Genomic DNA, 15,766 nt, shown 5'->3' on the forward strand with positions numbered 1-15,766 from the left:
CCGATGGCAACACAGTATGGATTTTTTATTGATTCCAGCCGCTGCACCGGGTGCAAAACCTGCGAGCTGGCCTGTAAAGACTATAAAGATTTGACGCCGGAGGTCAGCTTTCGCCGTATCTATGAGTATGCAGGCGGCGAGTGGCAGGAAGATAACGGCGTCTGGCAGCAAAACGTTTTCGCCTACTACCTCTCTATTTCCTGCAACCACTGCGAAGATCCTGCCTGTACGAAGGTGTGTCCGAGCGGAGCGATGCACAAGCGTGACGACGGTTTTGTGGTCGTCAACGAAGAGGTCTGCATCGGCTGCCGCTATTGCCATATGGCCTGTCCCTACGGCGCGCCGCAGTACAACGCCGATAAGGGGCATATGACCAAATGCGACGGCTGCCACGATCGCGTTGCGGAGGGGAAAAAACCGATCTGCGTTGAATCTTGCCCGCTGCGGGCGCTGGATTTTGGCCCCATCGAGACGCTGCGTAAACAGCACGGTGAACTGGCCGCCGTTGCCCCGTTGCCGGGCGCACACTTTACAAAACCCAGCATCGTTATTAAACCCAACGCCAACTGCCGCCCAATCGGGGATACAACGGGCTATCTGGCGAATCCGGAGGAGGTGTGAGATGGGAAGCGGATGGCATGAGTGGCCGTTAATGATCTTTACGGTGTTCGGGCAGTGTGTAGTAGGCGGTTTTATCGTTCTGGCATTTGCTCTGCTGAAAGGGGGGCTTGCTCCCGTGGCGCAGCAGCGGATTATTGCCGGTATGCTGGGGCTGTGGGTGCTGATGGGAATTGGGTTTATCGCTTCCGTGCTGCACCTTGGCTCGCCGATACGCGCCTTCAACTCCCTTAACCGGCTAGGCGCATCCCCCTTAAGCAATGAGATCGCCAGCGGGTCGCTCTTTTTTGCCGTGGGTGGGCTAGGCTGGCTGCTGGCGGTGGTGCGCAAGCTGGCTCCAGGGGTACGCGCGCTCTGGCTGGTGGTCACGATGATACTGGGCGTGGTTTTTGTCTGGATGATGGTGCGCGTCTATAACAGCATCGATACGGTACCCACCTGGTACAGCGTCTGGACACCGCTGAGCTTCTTCCTGACCATGCTGATGGGGGGACCGCTGCTGGGCTATCTGCTTTTGCGTATCGCCGGGATCGATGGCTGGGCGATGCGCCTGCTGCCAGCGGTCTCTGTTCTGGCTCTGATTGCCAGCGCTATTGTGTCCGTCATGCAGGGCGCTGAGTTAGCGACGATCCACAGCGCCGTACAGCAGGCATCTGCCCTGGTGCCTGATTACGGCTCTTTAATGGCGTGGCGTACCGTCGTGCTTGCGGTGGCCCTGTGCTGCTGGATCGTACCGCAGGTTGCCGGAAAAGTGCCAGCGGTGCCGCTGCTCTCGATGGCATTTGTACTGCTGCTGGTAGGGGAGCTAATTGGTCGCGGCGTCTTTTACGGCCTGCATATGACCGTAGGGATGGCGGTTGCTGGCTAAAGGTAAAGAGACCGCAAAATTCAGGCGGCCTTAACCATGAAATTTTTCGACTAAACGCAGGCCCGGGATATTTTGATATTCACAATATAATCATTTAGTTAATGATATTATCCCGCTGCGTTTTCTCGTTGATAATCAGTATTTCAAATCGATCGGTCAAAAAGGGCGTATTACGGCCATTCAGGCCGATTGACAATGTTTTTGCTAGTGGCATGATGCGCTCGAAATCAGAACTTCCTCACGGTTTATATCCATGCCTATCTATACTCGCCCAGTGCTTATGTTGCTCTGTGGCCTGCTGTTGTTGACTCTGTCAATCGCGACGCTAAATACGCTCGTGCCGCTTTGGCTCGCCCATGAAAACTTGCCGACGTGGCAGGTAGGTATGGTTGGCTCTGCCTTTTTTACCGGCAACCTGTTAGGCACGCTGCTCTGCGGACGCCTGATCAAACGCTTCGGCTTTAATCGCAGCTACTACATTGCCTCGCTGATTTTTGCTGCTGGCTGTGTCGGGATGGGCCTGATGGTGGGCTTCTGGAGCTGGATGATATGGCGGTTCGTTGCTGGTGTTGGCTGTGCAATGATCTGGGTGGTAGTAGAGAGCGGCCTGATGTGCAGCGGCACCTCCCGCAACCGTGGCCGCCTGCTGGCTGCCTATATGATGATCTACTACGTTGGTACGGTGCTGGGCCAGCTGATGGTCAGCAAATTGCCGACCGGGCTGATGCAGGTTCTCCCCTGGGCTACCGCGCTGATCCTTGCCGCTATTCTGCCGATGCTCTTTACCCGCATTGTCAACGAGCATAGCGAGCATCAGGAGGCGACGACGATGTGGCCGATGCTGCGGCTGCGCCAGGCGCGTCTGGGTGTTAACGGCTGCGTCATCTCGGGTATTATTCTTGGCTCGCTGTATGGCCTGATGCCGCTGTGGCTGAACCACCATGGCGTTAGCGATGCCGGGATCGGCTTCTGGATGGCGGTGCTGATCAGCGCCGGTATTTTCGGTCAGTGGCCGGTGGGTAAGCTGGCGGATCGCTTTGGCCGCCTGCTGGTGCTGCGCGTGCAGGTCTTTGTGGTGATCGTCGGCTGTCTGGCGATGCTTGGCAACGCCGCGATGGCTCCGGCGCTGTTCGTGCTGGGAGCGGCTGGCTTTACGCTCTACCCGGTAGCGATGGCCTGGGCCTGTGAGAAAGTGGAGCCGCATCAGCTGGTGGCGATGAACCAGGCGCTGCTGCTTAGCTACACCGTGGGCAGTCTGCTGGGGCCGACCCTGACCTCAATGCTGATGCAGAACTATTCCGACAACCTGCTCTTTGTCATGATCGCCAGCGTGTCGTTCATCTACCTGATGATGCTGCTGCGTAAAGCGGGCCAGCATCCGACGCCTGTGGCGCACGCCTGATATAAAAAAGCCCGGCGTAGACCGGGCTTTTTGTTAATACATCACCTTGTGGCCGTACTGCTCAAGGATGCCTTTCACGCGATCCATGGTCTCTTTTTTCGGCGGGTGGACGCCGTCAAGCTTGTACTCTTCGCCCATCGCCACCCATTTGTGCTTGCCCAGCTCGTGATAGGGCAGCAGCTCAATCTTCTCAACGTTGCCCATATCGCGGGTAAACTCGCCCAGGCGGTGCGCCGAGTCATCGTCGTCTGACCAGCCCGGTACCACCACGTAGCGGATCCAGACGTTAACGTTTTTCTGCGACAGATACTGGGCGAACTCCAGCGTACGGTGGTTGGATACGCCGACCAGATTCTGGTGGATCTCATCGTTCATCTGTTTGAGATCGAGCATCACCAGATCGGTGACCTCCAGCAGTTCGTCGATGACCGGATCGTAACGACGTACGAAGCCGTTGGTATCCAGACAGGTGTGAATACCCTCCTGATGGCAGGCGCGGAACCAGTCGCGCACAAACTCAGCCTGCAGGATTGCTTCACCGCCGGATGCCGTTACGCCGCCGCCGGAGGCGTTCATAAAGTGGCGATAGGTCACGACCTCTTTCATCAGCTCTTCAACGGTGATCTCTTTGCCGCCGTGGGTGTCCCAGGTATCACGGTTGTGGCAGTAGAGGCAGCGCATCAGGCAGCCCTGAAAGAAGGTGATAAAGCGGATCCCCGGGCCATCAACTGTGCCACAGGATTCAAAGGAGTGAATGCGACCGATAACTGACATTGCGAGGTTCTCCGGATATGGCCCATCCCGGGCCTGTATTTGCACAGCTTTCCGCTATGTTTAAGTCTGTTTTGCCAGCGGCCCCGGGCAGGACAGTTGGCAAAGCAGGCTCGTAGGAGAGGGCGCGTTTACTAAAAAGGCCCCACGATCGTGGAGCCTTTATTGTACGCTTTTTCAGTCAACCATTACATGGTTTGCGTGAAGGTACGGGTGATAACGTCCTGCTGCTGTTCTTTAGTCAGGGAGTTAAAACGTACCGCGTAACCGGAAACACGGATGGTCAACTGCGGATATTTTTCCGGGTGCTCCATCGCATCAAGCAGCATTTCACGGTTCATGACGTTGACGTTGAGGTGCTGACCGCCTTCGATAGAGGACTCATGGTGGAAATAGCCATCCATCAGGCCTGCCAGGTTGGTTTTACGCACTTCATCATCTTTACCCAGCGCATTCGGCACGATAGAGAAGGTGTAGGAGATACCATCTTTAGCGTAAGCGAACGGCAGTTTCGCAACGGAGGTCAGAGAGGCAACGGCACCTTTCTGGTCACGACCGTGCATTGGGTTAGCACCTGGGCCAAACGGCGCACCAGCGCGACGACCATCCGGGGTATTACCGGTTTTCTTACCATACACGACGTTAGAGGTGATGGTCAGAACGGACTGGGTCGGGATAGCGTTGCGGTAGGTGGTCAGTTTCTGAATTTTCTTCATGAAACGTTCAACCAGGTCAACCGCCAGGTCATCAACGCGTGAATCGTTGTTACCAAACTGCGGGTATTCACCTTCGATTGCAAAGTCAGTCGCCAGACCATCTTCATCACGAATCGGTTTTACTTTCGCATATTTGATAGCAGACAGGGAGTCAGCCGCAACGGACAGACCAGCGATACCACAGGCCATGGTGCGGATAACGTCACGGTCGTGCAGCGCCATCAGAGAAGCTTCGTAGCTGTACTTGTCGTGCATGTAGTGGATGATGTTCAGAGCAGTCACGTACTGTTTAGCCAGCCAGTCCATGAAGTGATCCATGCGATCCATGACTTCGTCGAAGTTCAGAACATCGCCTTTGATTGGTTCAGATTTCGGACCTACCTGGATTTTCAGTTTTTCGTCAACGCCGCCGTTGATAGCGTACAGCATGGTTTTCGCCAGGTTAGCACGCGCGCCGAAGAACTGCATTTGCTTACCAACAACCATCGGGCTTACGCAGCAAGCGATAGCGTAGTCGTCGTTGTTGAAGTCAGGACGCATCAGGTCATCGTTTTCATACTGCAGGGAGGAGGTGTCGATAGAGACCTTCGCTGCGTATTTTTTGAAGCCCAGCGGCAGTTTTTCAGACCACAGTACGGTGATGTTCGGCTCCGGAGACGGCCCCATGGTGTACAGGGTGTTCAGGAAACGGAAGCTGTTTTTGGTAACCAGCGTACGGCCATCAACGCCCATACCAGCGATGGATTCGGTTGCCCAGATCGGGTCACCGGAGAACAGCTCATCGTACTCAGGAGTACGCAGGAAGCGAACCATACGCAGCTTCATGACCAGGTGGTCAATCATCTCCTGCGCGTCCTGCTCGGTAATTTTACCGGCTTTCAGGTCGCGTTCGATGTAAACGTCAAGGAAGGTAGAGACGCGGCCAAAGGACATGGCAGCACCGTTCTGTGATTTCACCGCGGCCAGGTAGCCGAAATAGGTCCACTGAACGGCTTCCTGAGCGGTGGTCGCCGGACCGGAGATATCGCAGCCATATTTTGCTGCCATCTCTTTGATCTGGCCCAGCGCACGGTGCTGCTCGGAGATCTCTTCACGCAGACGGATAGTCGCTTCCAGATCTTCGCCGTTTTCCAGCTTCTCTTGCAGAGAGACGAACTGGGCATATTTGTCTTTCATCAGGAAATCGATGCCGTACAGCGCAACGCGACGGTAGTCACCGATGATACGGCCACGGCCGTAGGCGTCCGGCAGACCGGTCAGCACGCCGGACTTACGGCAGTTCAGGATATCTTTGGTGTAGACATCAAAAACGCCCTGGTTGTGGGTCTTGCGGTATTCGGTGAAGATCTTTTTCAGCATCGGGTCCAGCTCGCGGTTGTACGCTTTGCAGGAACCTTCAACCATTTTGATACCGCCGAACGGGATAATGGCACGTTTCAGCGGTGCTTCAGTTTGCAGACCAACGATTTTCTCCAGCGCTTTGTTGATGTAGCCAGCGTCGTGAGAGGTGATGGTGGAAGCAACAGAGGTGTCGAAATCAACTGGCGCATGGGTGCGGTTCTCCAGTTTGACGCCTTCCATCACTTTGTCCCACAGCGTGGTGGTAGCTTCAGTTGCACCGGCCAGGAAAGATTCGTCGCCCTCGTAAGGAGCGTAGTTTTTCTGGATAAAGTCACGGACGTTGACCGCTTTCTGCCAGTCACCTTCAACGAAACCTTCCCATGCTGTGGCTAACTTTTCATTAAGCTCGGACATGTAACACCTACCTTCTTAAGTGGATTTTTTATTTACTGCCTGGGACAGCCATCAATGATGGTTATCGCCACGCAGGTAAATGACCCAGTATGTCAACCCAACCAGTAAACCCCCACCAATAATGTTCCCAATTGTAACGGGGATCAGGTTATCGGTAATGAAGTTCATCACGGTCAGATGAGAAAAATTGTCTGGAGATGAACCGACTGCGGTCCAGAACTCCGGCGTAGCAAAATCACGAATCACGATACCCAGTGGGATCAGGAACATGTTTGCAATACTGTGCTCAAAGCCGCTGGCAACAAACATGGCGACCGGCAGAACCATAATCATGGCTTTGTCCATCAGGCTGCGGCCTGAGTAGCTCATCCACACGGCCAGACAGACCATCAGGTTTGCCAGAATGCCGAGGGCGACGGCCTCAATAAAAGTATGGTGCATTTTGTGGTCAGCGGTTTGCAGGACGTTAAGCCCCCAGCCGCCGTTAGCGGTCATGTACTCACCAGAGAGCCACATCAGCAGCACAAAGAGCAGACAGCCAACCAGGTTGCCAACGTAAACGTTGATCCAGTTGCGTGCCAGCTGGCCCCAGGTGATTTTGCCGCTGGCCTTTGCCACCACGATAAGTACCGTCGAGGTAAAGAGATCCGCACCGCAGATAACGCACAAAATCAGGCCCAGTGAGAAGCAGATCCCGCCAATCAGTTTGGCAACGCCGTAAGGCATCGCGGCCGTACCGGTGGTGGAGGTAATATAGAAAACGAAGGCGATGGAGATGAACACCCCGGCGGTGATTGCCAGGAAGAACGTCGTCATCGGACGCTTTGTCGCTTTATAGACACCCGCCTCTTCGGCAACTTTTGCCATCGCAGGGGGAAGTATCAAATCAAAAGGGTTGTCAGCTTTCACACTAACTCTCTCTTCATTAAGTTGGCGATGAGATACTAACAAAGCATTATAGGAGAGAACTTGATATGGATCATATCTCGCCCGTCTTATAACCTCTTCGATGCTGTGGCTTTAGGTGTTTTTATGCGTAACTAGTTGATTTTAAATTAATAAATAAATTTTAAGAATTATAAAATATTTTGAATATTTCTTTGTTGTCGCTGCTGCCGCGTTAATTACAATGGAGTAATTCTGCAAAAAAGTAACAATACGCCTGAGTATTAATAAAGAATATTACTTATGAGTAACCTAATTATTACATTTATAATTTACTGCAAAAATATATAAAAAACGGGGCAATAAAATTGCCCCATAATATAGCCTGGCTATAGAGATACGCCTACAGCTTATAGTGTTATTTACGCTTCTTTTGCCCAGAATGCTTTTTTAGCACGCTGCAGCTTTTCGTAGGCCGCCAGCAGCGACTGATGAGCCGGGAAGGCCGCCAGCGTACCGTCTGCCGCTTGCAGGCCGTAGAACGGTGCTTCACCGCTCATTGCCGCGCTGGCCGCTTCAACCGCTTCAGCGCCGTACATGCGTACAAAGGCATTCAGGTACTGCAGCGGCTGGCGATCCTCTTCCTGCGCCAGCAGCAGCAAAGTCTGCAGGCAACGGTAGTAATTCGCACGCGCTGGAGTAAACACGGAAGCGTTGAACTCCATCGTCCACTCGGTCCAGATCAGAGCCTGATCGAGATCGCCACCCGCCAGAGCCAGCATCGCCTTCAGCTCGCCAATACGTAGGGTGTACCAGCCGTTGTCTTTACCGGTGGCAATACCCAGCAGCTCGCGCACGCGGGTAAAGTCATCGTGACCCTCTTCGTCCAGCTGGGCGATGAGATCGAGGTAGGCCTCTTTCTCCCACTCGCTGCCCGGCAGGGCAAGGAGGGTTTCGCGCAGATGGCTGCCCATGCTGTTGTTTGCCAGCCAGAGATCTTCTGCCGGATAGATGTCCGACATGCCCGGCACGATAATACGGCAGGCGTAAACGCTCAGATGCTCGTAGTCAGCGATGTAGACCTCTTTGTCCTCGGCACGGAAGATCGCCATCAGGGTAGCGAACTCCTCTTCGGTGGTGCCGGAGAAGCTCCAGTCTACGAACGGATAGTCAGCGTCCTGCTTGAACATATCCCAGGAGATCAGGCCGCTGGAGTCGATAAAATGGGTCTCCAGGTTGGCGTGCTCGGCAACCTCTTCATCGTCAAAGGTTGGCGGCGTAAAGACGTCGAGATCCTTCAGGCCACGGCCCTGCAGCAGCTCGGTAACGGTACGCTCCAGCGCCACGCCAAAGTCCGGGTGCGCACCGAAGGAGGCGAAGCAGGTGCCGTTAGCCGGGTTAAACAGCACGACGCAGATAACCGGGTACTTGCCGCCCAGCGAAGCGTCGTAGGCAAAGATCGGGAAACCTTCCGCTTCCAGGGTAGCAATAGACTCCACCACGCCTGGGTAGCGGTCCAGTACCACCTGTGGGATCTCCGGCAGGCTGATGCTCTCGGCAATGATGCGGTTCTTGATGTGACGCTCAAACACTTCCGACAGACCCTGCACGCGGGCTTCGTTACGGGTGTTACCGGCGGACATGCCGTTGGAGACGTAGAGGTTGCCAACGATGTTCATCGGGATGTAGACCGTCTGCTGATCTGACTGACGGGTAAACGGCAGACCGCAGATGCCACGATCTTCGTTGCCGGACTGCAGGTCAATCAGCATACCGGCGGCCAGTTCACCTTCTGGATCGTAAAACGCGCGCAGGCGGGCGTCGAGAATGCCTTCCGGCAGGGAGTCATCCTCTGGCAGCGGGAACCACTTCTCATTCGGGTAGTGCACAAACGGGCCGTTAGCGATCTCATCGCCCAGCCAGAAGTCGGCAAAGAAGTAGTTAGTAGAAAGACGCTCGAAATACTCGCCGAGGGCGGAAGCCAGCGCTGCCTTTTTGGTTGCGCCTTTACCGTTGGTAAAGCAGAGTGCGCAGGCCTTATCGCGGATATGCACGGACCAGACGTTCGGAACCGGGTTCAGCCAGGAGGCCTCTTCGATATCGAAGCCAAGATCGAGCAGTTTCTGCTGGAAGCGAGCGATGGAGTCTTCCAGGGCGGCATCTTTGCCGGGGATAAATGTTTGCGTCATGGGCGTCACTTTATTCGTACGGAAAGCGCGCAATCATACGGGTTTTAGGTGAATGACGCTATCTTCCTGCGCCGGGGGGCGAAAATAAAAGCACGGGCTATGATTACAGTAAGTAACCTCCTGTTTAGGCATAAGAAAATGAAAGCATTCGATCTGCAACGCATGATACTGGACAAGGCGCCGCTCGACTTTCTGGGCGAGGTCGCCCTGCGCAGCGTCTACACCTTTATCCTCGTTTTTCTGTTTCTGAAGATAGCCGGGCGGCGCGGCGTACGGCAGATGTCGCTTTTTGAGGTACTCATCATCCTGACCCTCGGCTCTGCGGCGGGGGACGTCGCCTTCTATGACGACGTGCCGATGCTGCCGGTGCTGGTAGTCTTTATCTCGCTGGCGCTCTGCTACCGTCTGGTGATGTGGCTAATGTCCCATAGCGAGAAGCTGGAAGATCTGCTGGAGGGTAAGCCGATTATCATCGTGGAGGAGGGCGAGCTGGCGTGGGACAAGCTGAAAGCGGCAAACCTGACCGAGGTTGAGTTCTTTATGGAGCTGCGGGTGAATGGCGTAGAGCAGCTGGGGCAGATTCGGCTAGCTATTATGGAGACTAACGGGCAGATCAGCACCTACTTCTACCGTGATGAAGACGTACGCCCTGGGCTTTCACTGCTGCCAGCAGGGATTGTGCCGCGCTTTATCGTCGCGCCGGAGACGGGCGATTATGCCTGCGTAAAATGCAGCGAGGTGATCGTGATGCAGGCAGGAGAGCAACAACCTTGTCCGCGCTGCAAAAATCCAGAATGGACGAAGGCCAGCCGGGCGATTCGCATCACCTGACAGGTTTTTTCGCCACCGCTAAAGAACGCTGCAAAATAATCTGCTATGTGACTGAGCGCACATTTCCTCCCCTCGTCGGAATACCCGTTGCGGCGCGTGGCGCGCAATGGTACAACCGATGTCACAGGAATAACTTATTGCTTTCAGCGTGGTGAGAGGAAATGACACAGGTCTTTAATTTTAGTTCTGGTCCGGCGATGTTGCCGACAGAGGTGCTTAAGCAGGCTCAGCAGGAGCTTTGCGACTGGCAAGGTCTTGGCACATCGGTCATGGAGATAAGCCACCGCGGTAAGCCGTTTATCCAGTGCGCGGAAGAGGCAGAGCAAGACTTTCGTGACCTGTTAGCTATTCCTGAGAACTATAAGGTTCTGTTCTGCCACGGCGGCGGCCGCGGCCAGTTCGCGGGCATTCCGCTAAACCTGCTGGGCGACAAAACCACAGCGGATTACGTTGACGCCGGCTACTGGGCCGCCAGCGCGGTAAAAGAAGCGCATAAATACTGCACGCCAAACGTTATTGATGCCAAAGTCACCGTTGACGGCCTACGCGCCGTTAAGCCGATGAGTGAATGGCAGCTCTCCAGCGATGCGGCCTATCTGCACTACTGCCCGAACGAGACCATCGACGGCATTGCCATTCATGAAGAGCCAAACTTTGACGATAGCGTGATCGTGACTGCGGATCTCTCTTCAACAATTCTTTCCGCGCCGCTTGATGTCAGCCGCTACGGCGTGATTTATGCCGGTGCGCAGAAAAACATCGGCCCGGCGGGCCTGACGCTGGTGATCGTGCGCGAGGATCTGCTGGGGAAAGCCCACAAATCGTGCCCGTCGATTCTGGATTACAGCGTGCTGAACGACAACGACTCCATGTTCAACACCCCGCCGACCTTCGCCTGGTACCTCTCTGGCCTGGTGTTCAAGTGGCTGAAGCAAAACGGCGGCGTCGCGGCAATGAACGCTATTAACCAGCAAAAATCCGAACTGCTGTATGGCGTTATCGACGGCAGCGACTTCTACCGTAACGACGTAGCAGTAGCGAACCGCTCCCGCATGAACGTTCCGTTCCAGCTGGCGGACAGCAAGCTCGACAGCCTCTTCCTGGAAGAGTCCTTCGCTGCCGGTCTGCATGCGCTGAAAGGCCACCGTGTGGTAGGCGGGATGCGTGCCTCTATCTATAACGCGATGCCGCTGGCAGGCGTTAAAGCGCTAACCGATTTCATGATCGATTTCGAACGCCGCCACGGTTAATCGCGCTGTTTTTCACCCCCGCACGCCTGCTGCGGGGTTTTTATTATGTTGAGTTGAGAGTTTAGTTTCATGGAATCCCTGACGTTACAACCTATCGCGCGGGTAGATGGCACCATTAATCTGCCTGGGTCTAAAAGTGTCTCAAACCGCGCTCTGCTGCTGGCTGCGCTGGCAAACGGCACTACCGTCCTCACTAACCTGCTGGACAGCGATGACGTGCGCCATATGCTCAATGCGCTGAAAGCGTTAGGCGTTCATTACACGCTCTCTGACGATCGTACCCGCTGTGAAGTGACCGGCAACGGCGGCGCGCTACGGTCTGCTGAAGAAGTTGAGCTGTTTCTCGGCAATGCCGGTACGGCGATGCGTCCGCTAGCAGCAGCGCTGTGTCTGGGCAGCAGCAACATTGTGCTGACCGGCGAACCGCGCATGAAAGAGCGTCCGATTGGTCATCTGGTGGATGCGCTGCGTCAGGGCGGAGCAGAGATCGACTATCTTGAGCAGGAAAACTATCCGCCGCTGCGCCTTCGTGGCGGCTTTACCGGCGGCCAGGTGGCGGTAGACGGCAGCGTCTCGAGCCAGTTTCTTACCGCGCTGCTGATGACCGCGCCGCTGGCGTCGCAGGACACCGAGATCGCCATTAAAGGCGAGCTGGTGTCCAAACCCTATATCGACATCACCCTGCATCTGATGAAGACCTTTGGCGTTGAGGTAGAGAACCAGCACTACCAGCGCTTTGTGGTCCGCGGCGGGCAGCAGTACCGCTCTCCGGGCCACTACCTGGTAGAGGGCGATGCCTCATCGGCTTCCTATTTTCTGGCGGCGGCGGCCATTAAAGGCGGCACCGTTAAGGTGACCGGCATTGGGCGCAACAGCGTGCAGGGCGATATTCGCTTTGCCGACGTGCTGGAGAAGATGGGCGCGACCGTGACATGGGGCGAGGATTACATCGCCTGCACGCGCGGCGAGCTGAAGGCTATCGATATGGATATGAACCATATCCCGGATGCGGCAATGACTATCGCCACCGCTGCGCTGTTTGCCAGCGGCACCACCACGCTGCGCAACATCTATAACTGGCGCGTGAAAGAGACCGATCGCCTGTTTGCCATGGCGACCGAGCTGCGCAAGGTGGGTGCGGAAGTAGAAGAGGGCGAAGACTATATTCGCGTCACGCCGCCTGCGAAATTGCAGTTCGCGGAAATTGGCACCTACAACGATCACCGAATGGCGATGTGCTTCTCGCTGGTGGCGCTGTCAGACACACCGGTCACTATCCTGGATCCGAAGTGTACTGCGAAAACCTTCCCGGACTATTTCGACCAGCTGGCGCGTATTAGCACCTTAGCATGATATATTGCTGCCGCATCCTCTGATGCGGCATTTCCTTACGCTTTCTCACACTCATCTTCGCCCATTTCTTCTACACTCAGTCTCATAAATTCCGTTATTTACACGCAAAGATAACAGTTGCGTACGTTGGCGCGTATAATGCGCGGCGTTTACGTTCATGGTAAGCCTTTAATAAGGAGAAAAAGATGGCGGCAACTGCCCCGGTAATCACCATTGATGGGCCAAGCGGTGCAGGCAAAGGGACGCTGTGCAAGGCGATGGCTGAAGCGTTGCAGTGGCATCTTCTCGACTCGGGTGCGATCTATCGCGTGCTGGCGCTGGCCGCGCTGCATCACCATGTGGACGTCACTTCGGAAGAGGTGTTGGTCCCGCTGGCTGCCCATCTCGACGTCCGCTTTGTATCCACCGACGGCAGGCTGGAGGTGATCCTTGAGGGCGAAGACGTGAGCGGTGAAATCCGTACCCAGGAGGTGGCCAATGCCGCGTCTCAGGTCGCTGCATTTCCCCGCGTACGTGAAGCGCTGCTACGCCGCCAACGCGGGTTCCGCGAGCTGCCGGGCCTGATCGCCGACGGCCGTGATATGGGCACGGTAGTGTTCCCGGACGCGCCGGTGAAAATTTTCCTCGACGCCTCCTCGGAAGAGCGCGCGCATCGCCGCATGCTGCAGTTGCAGGAGAAGGGCTTTAGTGTTAACTTTGAACGCCTTTTGGCCGAGATCAAAGAACGCGACGATCGCGATCGTAATCGCCCTGTAGCGCCGCTGGTCCCTGCTGCCGATGCATTAGTTCTGGATTCCACCAGTTTAAGCATTGAGCAAGTGATTGAAAAAGCGTTACAATACGCGCGCCAAAAGTTGGCTCTCGCTTAAAGCGACCGAATTTGTAGTACCCCCGCTGCAACGGAGTGACAGTGGGTATGTGAAACAACCCCATCCGGCATGGAGCCAGGTGGACGTTATATTAACCTGAAGATTAAACATGACTGAATCTTTTGCTCAACTCTTTGAAGAATCCTTAAAAGAAATCGAAACCCGCCCGGGTTCCATCGTTCGTGGTGTTGTTGTTGCTATCGACAAAGATATCGTACTGGTTGACGCCGGTCTGAAATCTGAGTCTGCCATTCCGGCTGAGCAGTTCAAAAACGCCCAGGGCGAGCTGGAAATCCAGGTTGGTGACGAAGTTGACGTTGCTCTGGATGCAGTAGAAGACGGCTTCGGTGAAACCCTGCTGTCCCGTGAGAAAGCTAAGCGTCACGAAGCTTGGATCACGCTGGAAAAAGCATACGAAGACGCTGAAACTGTTACCGGTGTTATCAACGGCAAAGTTAAAGGTGGCTTCACTGTTGAGCTGAACGGTATTCGTGCGTTCCTGCCAGGTTCCCTGGTTGACGTACGTCCGGTACGCGATACGCTGCACCTGGAAGGCAAAGAGCTTGAGTTCAAAGTGATCAAGCTTGACCAGAAACGCAACAACGTTGTTGTTTCCCGTCGTGCGGTTATCGAGTCTGAAAACAGCGCAGAGCGCGATCAGCTGCTGGAAAACCTGCAGGAAGGCATGGAAGTTAAAGGTATCGTTAAGAACCTCACTGACTACGGTGCATTCGTTGATCTGGGCGGCGTTGACGGCCTGCTGCACATCACTGACATGGCATGGAAACGCGTTAAGCACCCAAGCGAAATCGTGAACGTTGGCGACGAAATCACTGTTAAAGTGCTGAAGTTCGACCGCGAGCGTACCCGTGTATCCCTCGGCCTGAAACAGCTGGGCGAAGATCCGTGGGTAGCTATCGCTAAACGTTACCCGGAAGGCACCAAGCTGACCGGTCGCGTGACCAACCTGACCGACTACGGCTGCTTCGTTGAGATCGAAGAAGGCGTTGAAGGCCTGGTGCACGTTTCCGAAATGGACTGGACCAACAAAAACATCCACCCGTCTAAAGTTGTTAACGTTGGCGACGTAGTGGAAGTGATGGTTCTGGATATCGACGAAGAACGTCGTCGTATCTCCCTGGGCCTGAAACAGTGCAAAAATAACCCATGGCAGCAGTTCGCGGAAACCCACAACAAGGGCGACCGTGTTGAAGGTAAAATCAAGTCTATCACTGACTTCGGTATCTTCATCGGCCTGGACGGCGGCATCGACGGCCTGGTTCACCTGTCTGACATCTCCTGGAACGTTGCAGGCGAAGAAGCAGTTCGTGAATACAAAAAAGGCGACGAAATCGCTGCGGTTGTTCTGCAGGTTGACGCAGAGCGCGAGCGTATCTCCCTGGGCGTTAAGCAGCTGGCAGAAGATCCGTTCAACAACTACGTTGCCCTGAACAAGAAAGGCGCAATCGTAACCGGTAAAGTGACTGCAGTTGACGCGAAAGGCGCAACCGTAGAGCTGGCCGACGGTGTTGAAGGCTACCTGCGCGCTTCTGAAGCTTCCCGTGACCGCGTTGAAGACGCAACTCTGGTTCTGAACGTTGGCGACGAAGTTGAAGCTAAGTTCACCGGTGTTGATCGTAAGAACCGCGCCATCAGCCTGTCTGTTCGTGCTAAAGACGAAGCTGACGAGAAAGATGCAATCGCTTCTGTTAACAACAAACAGGAAGAAGGCAACTTCTCTAACGCTATGGCTGAAGCGTTCAAAGCAGCGAAAGGCGAATAAGTTACCCTCGGGTAGCTTGACAGATTACAAGATTAGTCCTGTAATCAATAACAAAGGGCGGCTACGGCCGCCCTTGTCTAATCTGCTGTTAGTGAATATTCCTGATTAAGGAAACCGGAGGAATCATGACCAAGTCAGAATTGATCGAAAGACTTGCAAGCCAACAATCTCATATTCCGGCTAAGTCTGTAGAAGACGCCGTGAAAGAGATGCTGGAGCATATGGCCTCGACCCTGGCCCAGGGTGAGCGCATCGAGATCCGCGGTTTCGGCAGCTTCTCTCTGCACTATCGGGCACCTCGCACCGGGCGTAACCCAAAAACGGGCGATAAAGTGGATCTGGAAGGCAAATACGTTCCGCACTTTAAGCCGGGTAAAGAACTGCGCGACCGCGCCAACATTTACGAAGGGTAGGTTTTACGCCGTAGCGGCGAAAACGTACTTCTCTGAAGAGAGCACCTACGGGTGCTTTTTTCA

Annotated in this window: 13 protein-coding genes; 9 read left to right on the plus strand and 4 right to left on the minus strand. The window is 54.8% G+C overall.

Annotated features, from left to right (window positions below):
• The first annotated feature begins 3 nt into the window (after positions 1-3).
• From RTN40_RS14370 to RTN40_RS14380, 3 genes are all read left to right on the plus strand, one after another.
• Positions 4-621, plus strand: a complete 618-nt coding sequence (locus tag RTN40_RS14370) for a DMSO/selenate family reductase complex B subunit (RefSeq protein WP_312229050.1) — start codon at positions 4-6, stop codon at positions 619-621.
• A 1-nt stretch (position 622) separates the two neighbouring features.
• Positions 623-1,486 (plus strand): dimethyl sulfoxide reductase anchor subunit family protein, encoded by an 864-nt coding sequence (locus RTN40_RS14375; RefSeq protein ID WP_312229051.1) that lies wholly within the window; start codon positions 623-625, stop codon positions 1,484-1,486.
• A 253-nt stretch (positions 1,487-1,739) separates the two neighbouring features.
• Positions 1,740-2,888: an MFS transporter gene (locus RTN40_RS14380; protein WP_312229052.1), complete on the plus strand. Its 1,149-nt coding sequence runs from the start codon at positions 1,740-1,742 to the stop codon at positions 2,886-2,888.
• 33 nt (positions 2,889-2,921) lie between these two features.
• Here the strand turns inward: RTN40_RS14380 and pflA are convergent, their stop codons facing one another.
• The 4 genes from pflA to ycaO form a co-directional block, all read right to left on the minus strand.
• Positions 2,922-3,662 carry a pyruvate formate lyase 1-activating protein gene (gene pflA, locus RTN40_RS14385; protein WP_312210397.1) on the minus strand — a complete coding sequence of 247 codons (741 nt, stop codon included), beginning with the start codon at positions 3,660-3,662 and terminating at the stop codon, positions 2,922-2,924.
• Positions 3,663-3,847: 185 nt separating this feature from the next.
• A complete protein-coding gene (pflB, locus tag RTN40_RS14390; RefSeq protein ID WP_312210399.1) occupies positions 3,848-6,130 on the minus strand; it encodes a formate C-acetyltransferase in 2,283 nt (760 codons plus the stop codon).
• Between the two features lie 51 nt (positions 6,131-6,181).
• A complete protein-coding gene (focA, locus tag RTN40_RS14395; RefSeq protein ID WP_141092946.1) occupies positions 6,182-7,039 on the minus strand; it encodes a formate transporter FocA in 858 nt (285 codons plus the stop codon).
• Between the two features lie 398 nt (positions 7,040-7,437).
• Positions 7,438-9,204 (minus strand): 30S ribosomal protein S12 methylthiotransferase accessory factor YcaO, encoded by a 1,767-nt coding sequence (ycaO, locus tag RTN40_RS14400; protein WP_312229053.1) that lies wholly within the window; start codon positions 9,202-9,204, stop codon positions 7,438-7,440.
• Positions 9,205-9,342: 138 nt separating this feature from the next.
• Between ycaO and RTN40_RS14405 the strand changes: the two genes are divergently transcribed.
• The 6 genes from RTN40_RS14405 to ihfB all read left to right on the plus strand — a co-directional run bounded on the left by RTN40_RS14405 (position 9,343) and on the right by ihfB (position 15,703).
• Positions 9,343-10,035 (plus strand): DUF421 domain-containing protein, encoded by a 693-nt coding sequence (locus RTN40_RS14405; protein ID WP_312229054.1) that lies wholly within the window; start codon positions 9,343-9,345, stop codon positions 10,033-10,035.
• 161 nt (positions 10,036-10,196) lie between these two features.
• Entirely contained in the window at positions 10,197-11,285 is a 1,089-nt protein-coding gene (serC, locus tag RTN40_RS14410; protein WP_312229055.1) for a 3-phosphoserine/phosphohydroxythreonine transaminase, read from the plus strand.
• Between the two features lie 69 nt (positions 11,286-11,354).
• Positions 11,355-12,638, plus strand: a complete 1,284-nt coding sequence (gene aroA / locus RTN40_RS14415; protein ID WP_312229056.1) for a 3-phosphoshikimate 1-carboxyvinyltransferase — start codon at positions 11,355-11,357, stop codon at positions 12,636-12,638.
• 185 nt (positions 12,639-12,823) lie between these two features.
• Positions 12,824-13,507, plus strand: a complete 684-nt coding sequence (gene cmk, locus RTN40_RS14420) for a (d)CMP kinase (RefSeq protein ID WP_312210411.1) — start codon at positions 12,824-12,826, stop codon at positions 13,505-13,507.
• A gap of 109 nt (positions 13,508-13,616) precedes the next feature.
• Complete coding sequence (gene rpsA / locus RTN40_RS14425) at positions 13,617-15,290, plus strand: 30S ribosomal protein S1 (RefSeq protein WP_312210412.1); 1,674 nt, start codon at positions 13,617-13,619, stop codon at positions 15,288-15,290.
• Between the two features lie 125 nt (positions 15,291-15,415).
• The gene (gene ihfB, locus RTN40_RS14430) at positions 15,416-15,703 is read left to right on the plus strand and encodes an integration host factor subunit beta (protein ID WP_103819646.1); all 288 of its coding nucleotides are present in this window, start codon (positions 15,416-15,418) and stop codon (positions 15,701-15,703) included.
• The last annotated feature ends 63 nt before the right edge of the window (positions 15,704-15,766 follow it).

Origin of the sequence: Pseudescherichia sp. (assembly GCF_031987975.1) — a bacterium.
Taxonomy (GTDB): domain Bacteria; phylum Pseudomonadota; class Gammaproteobacteria; order Enterobacterales; family Enterobacteriaceae; genus Pseudescherichia.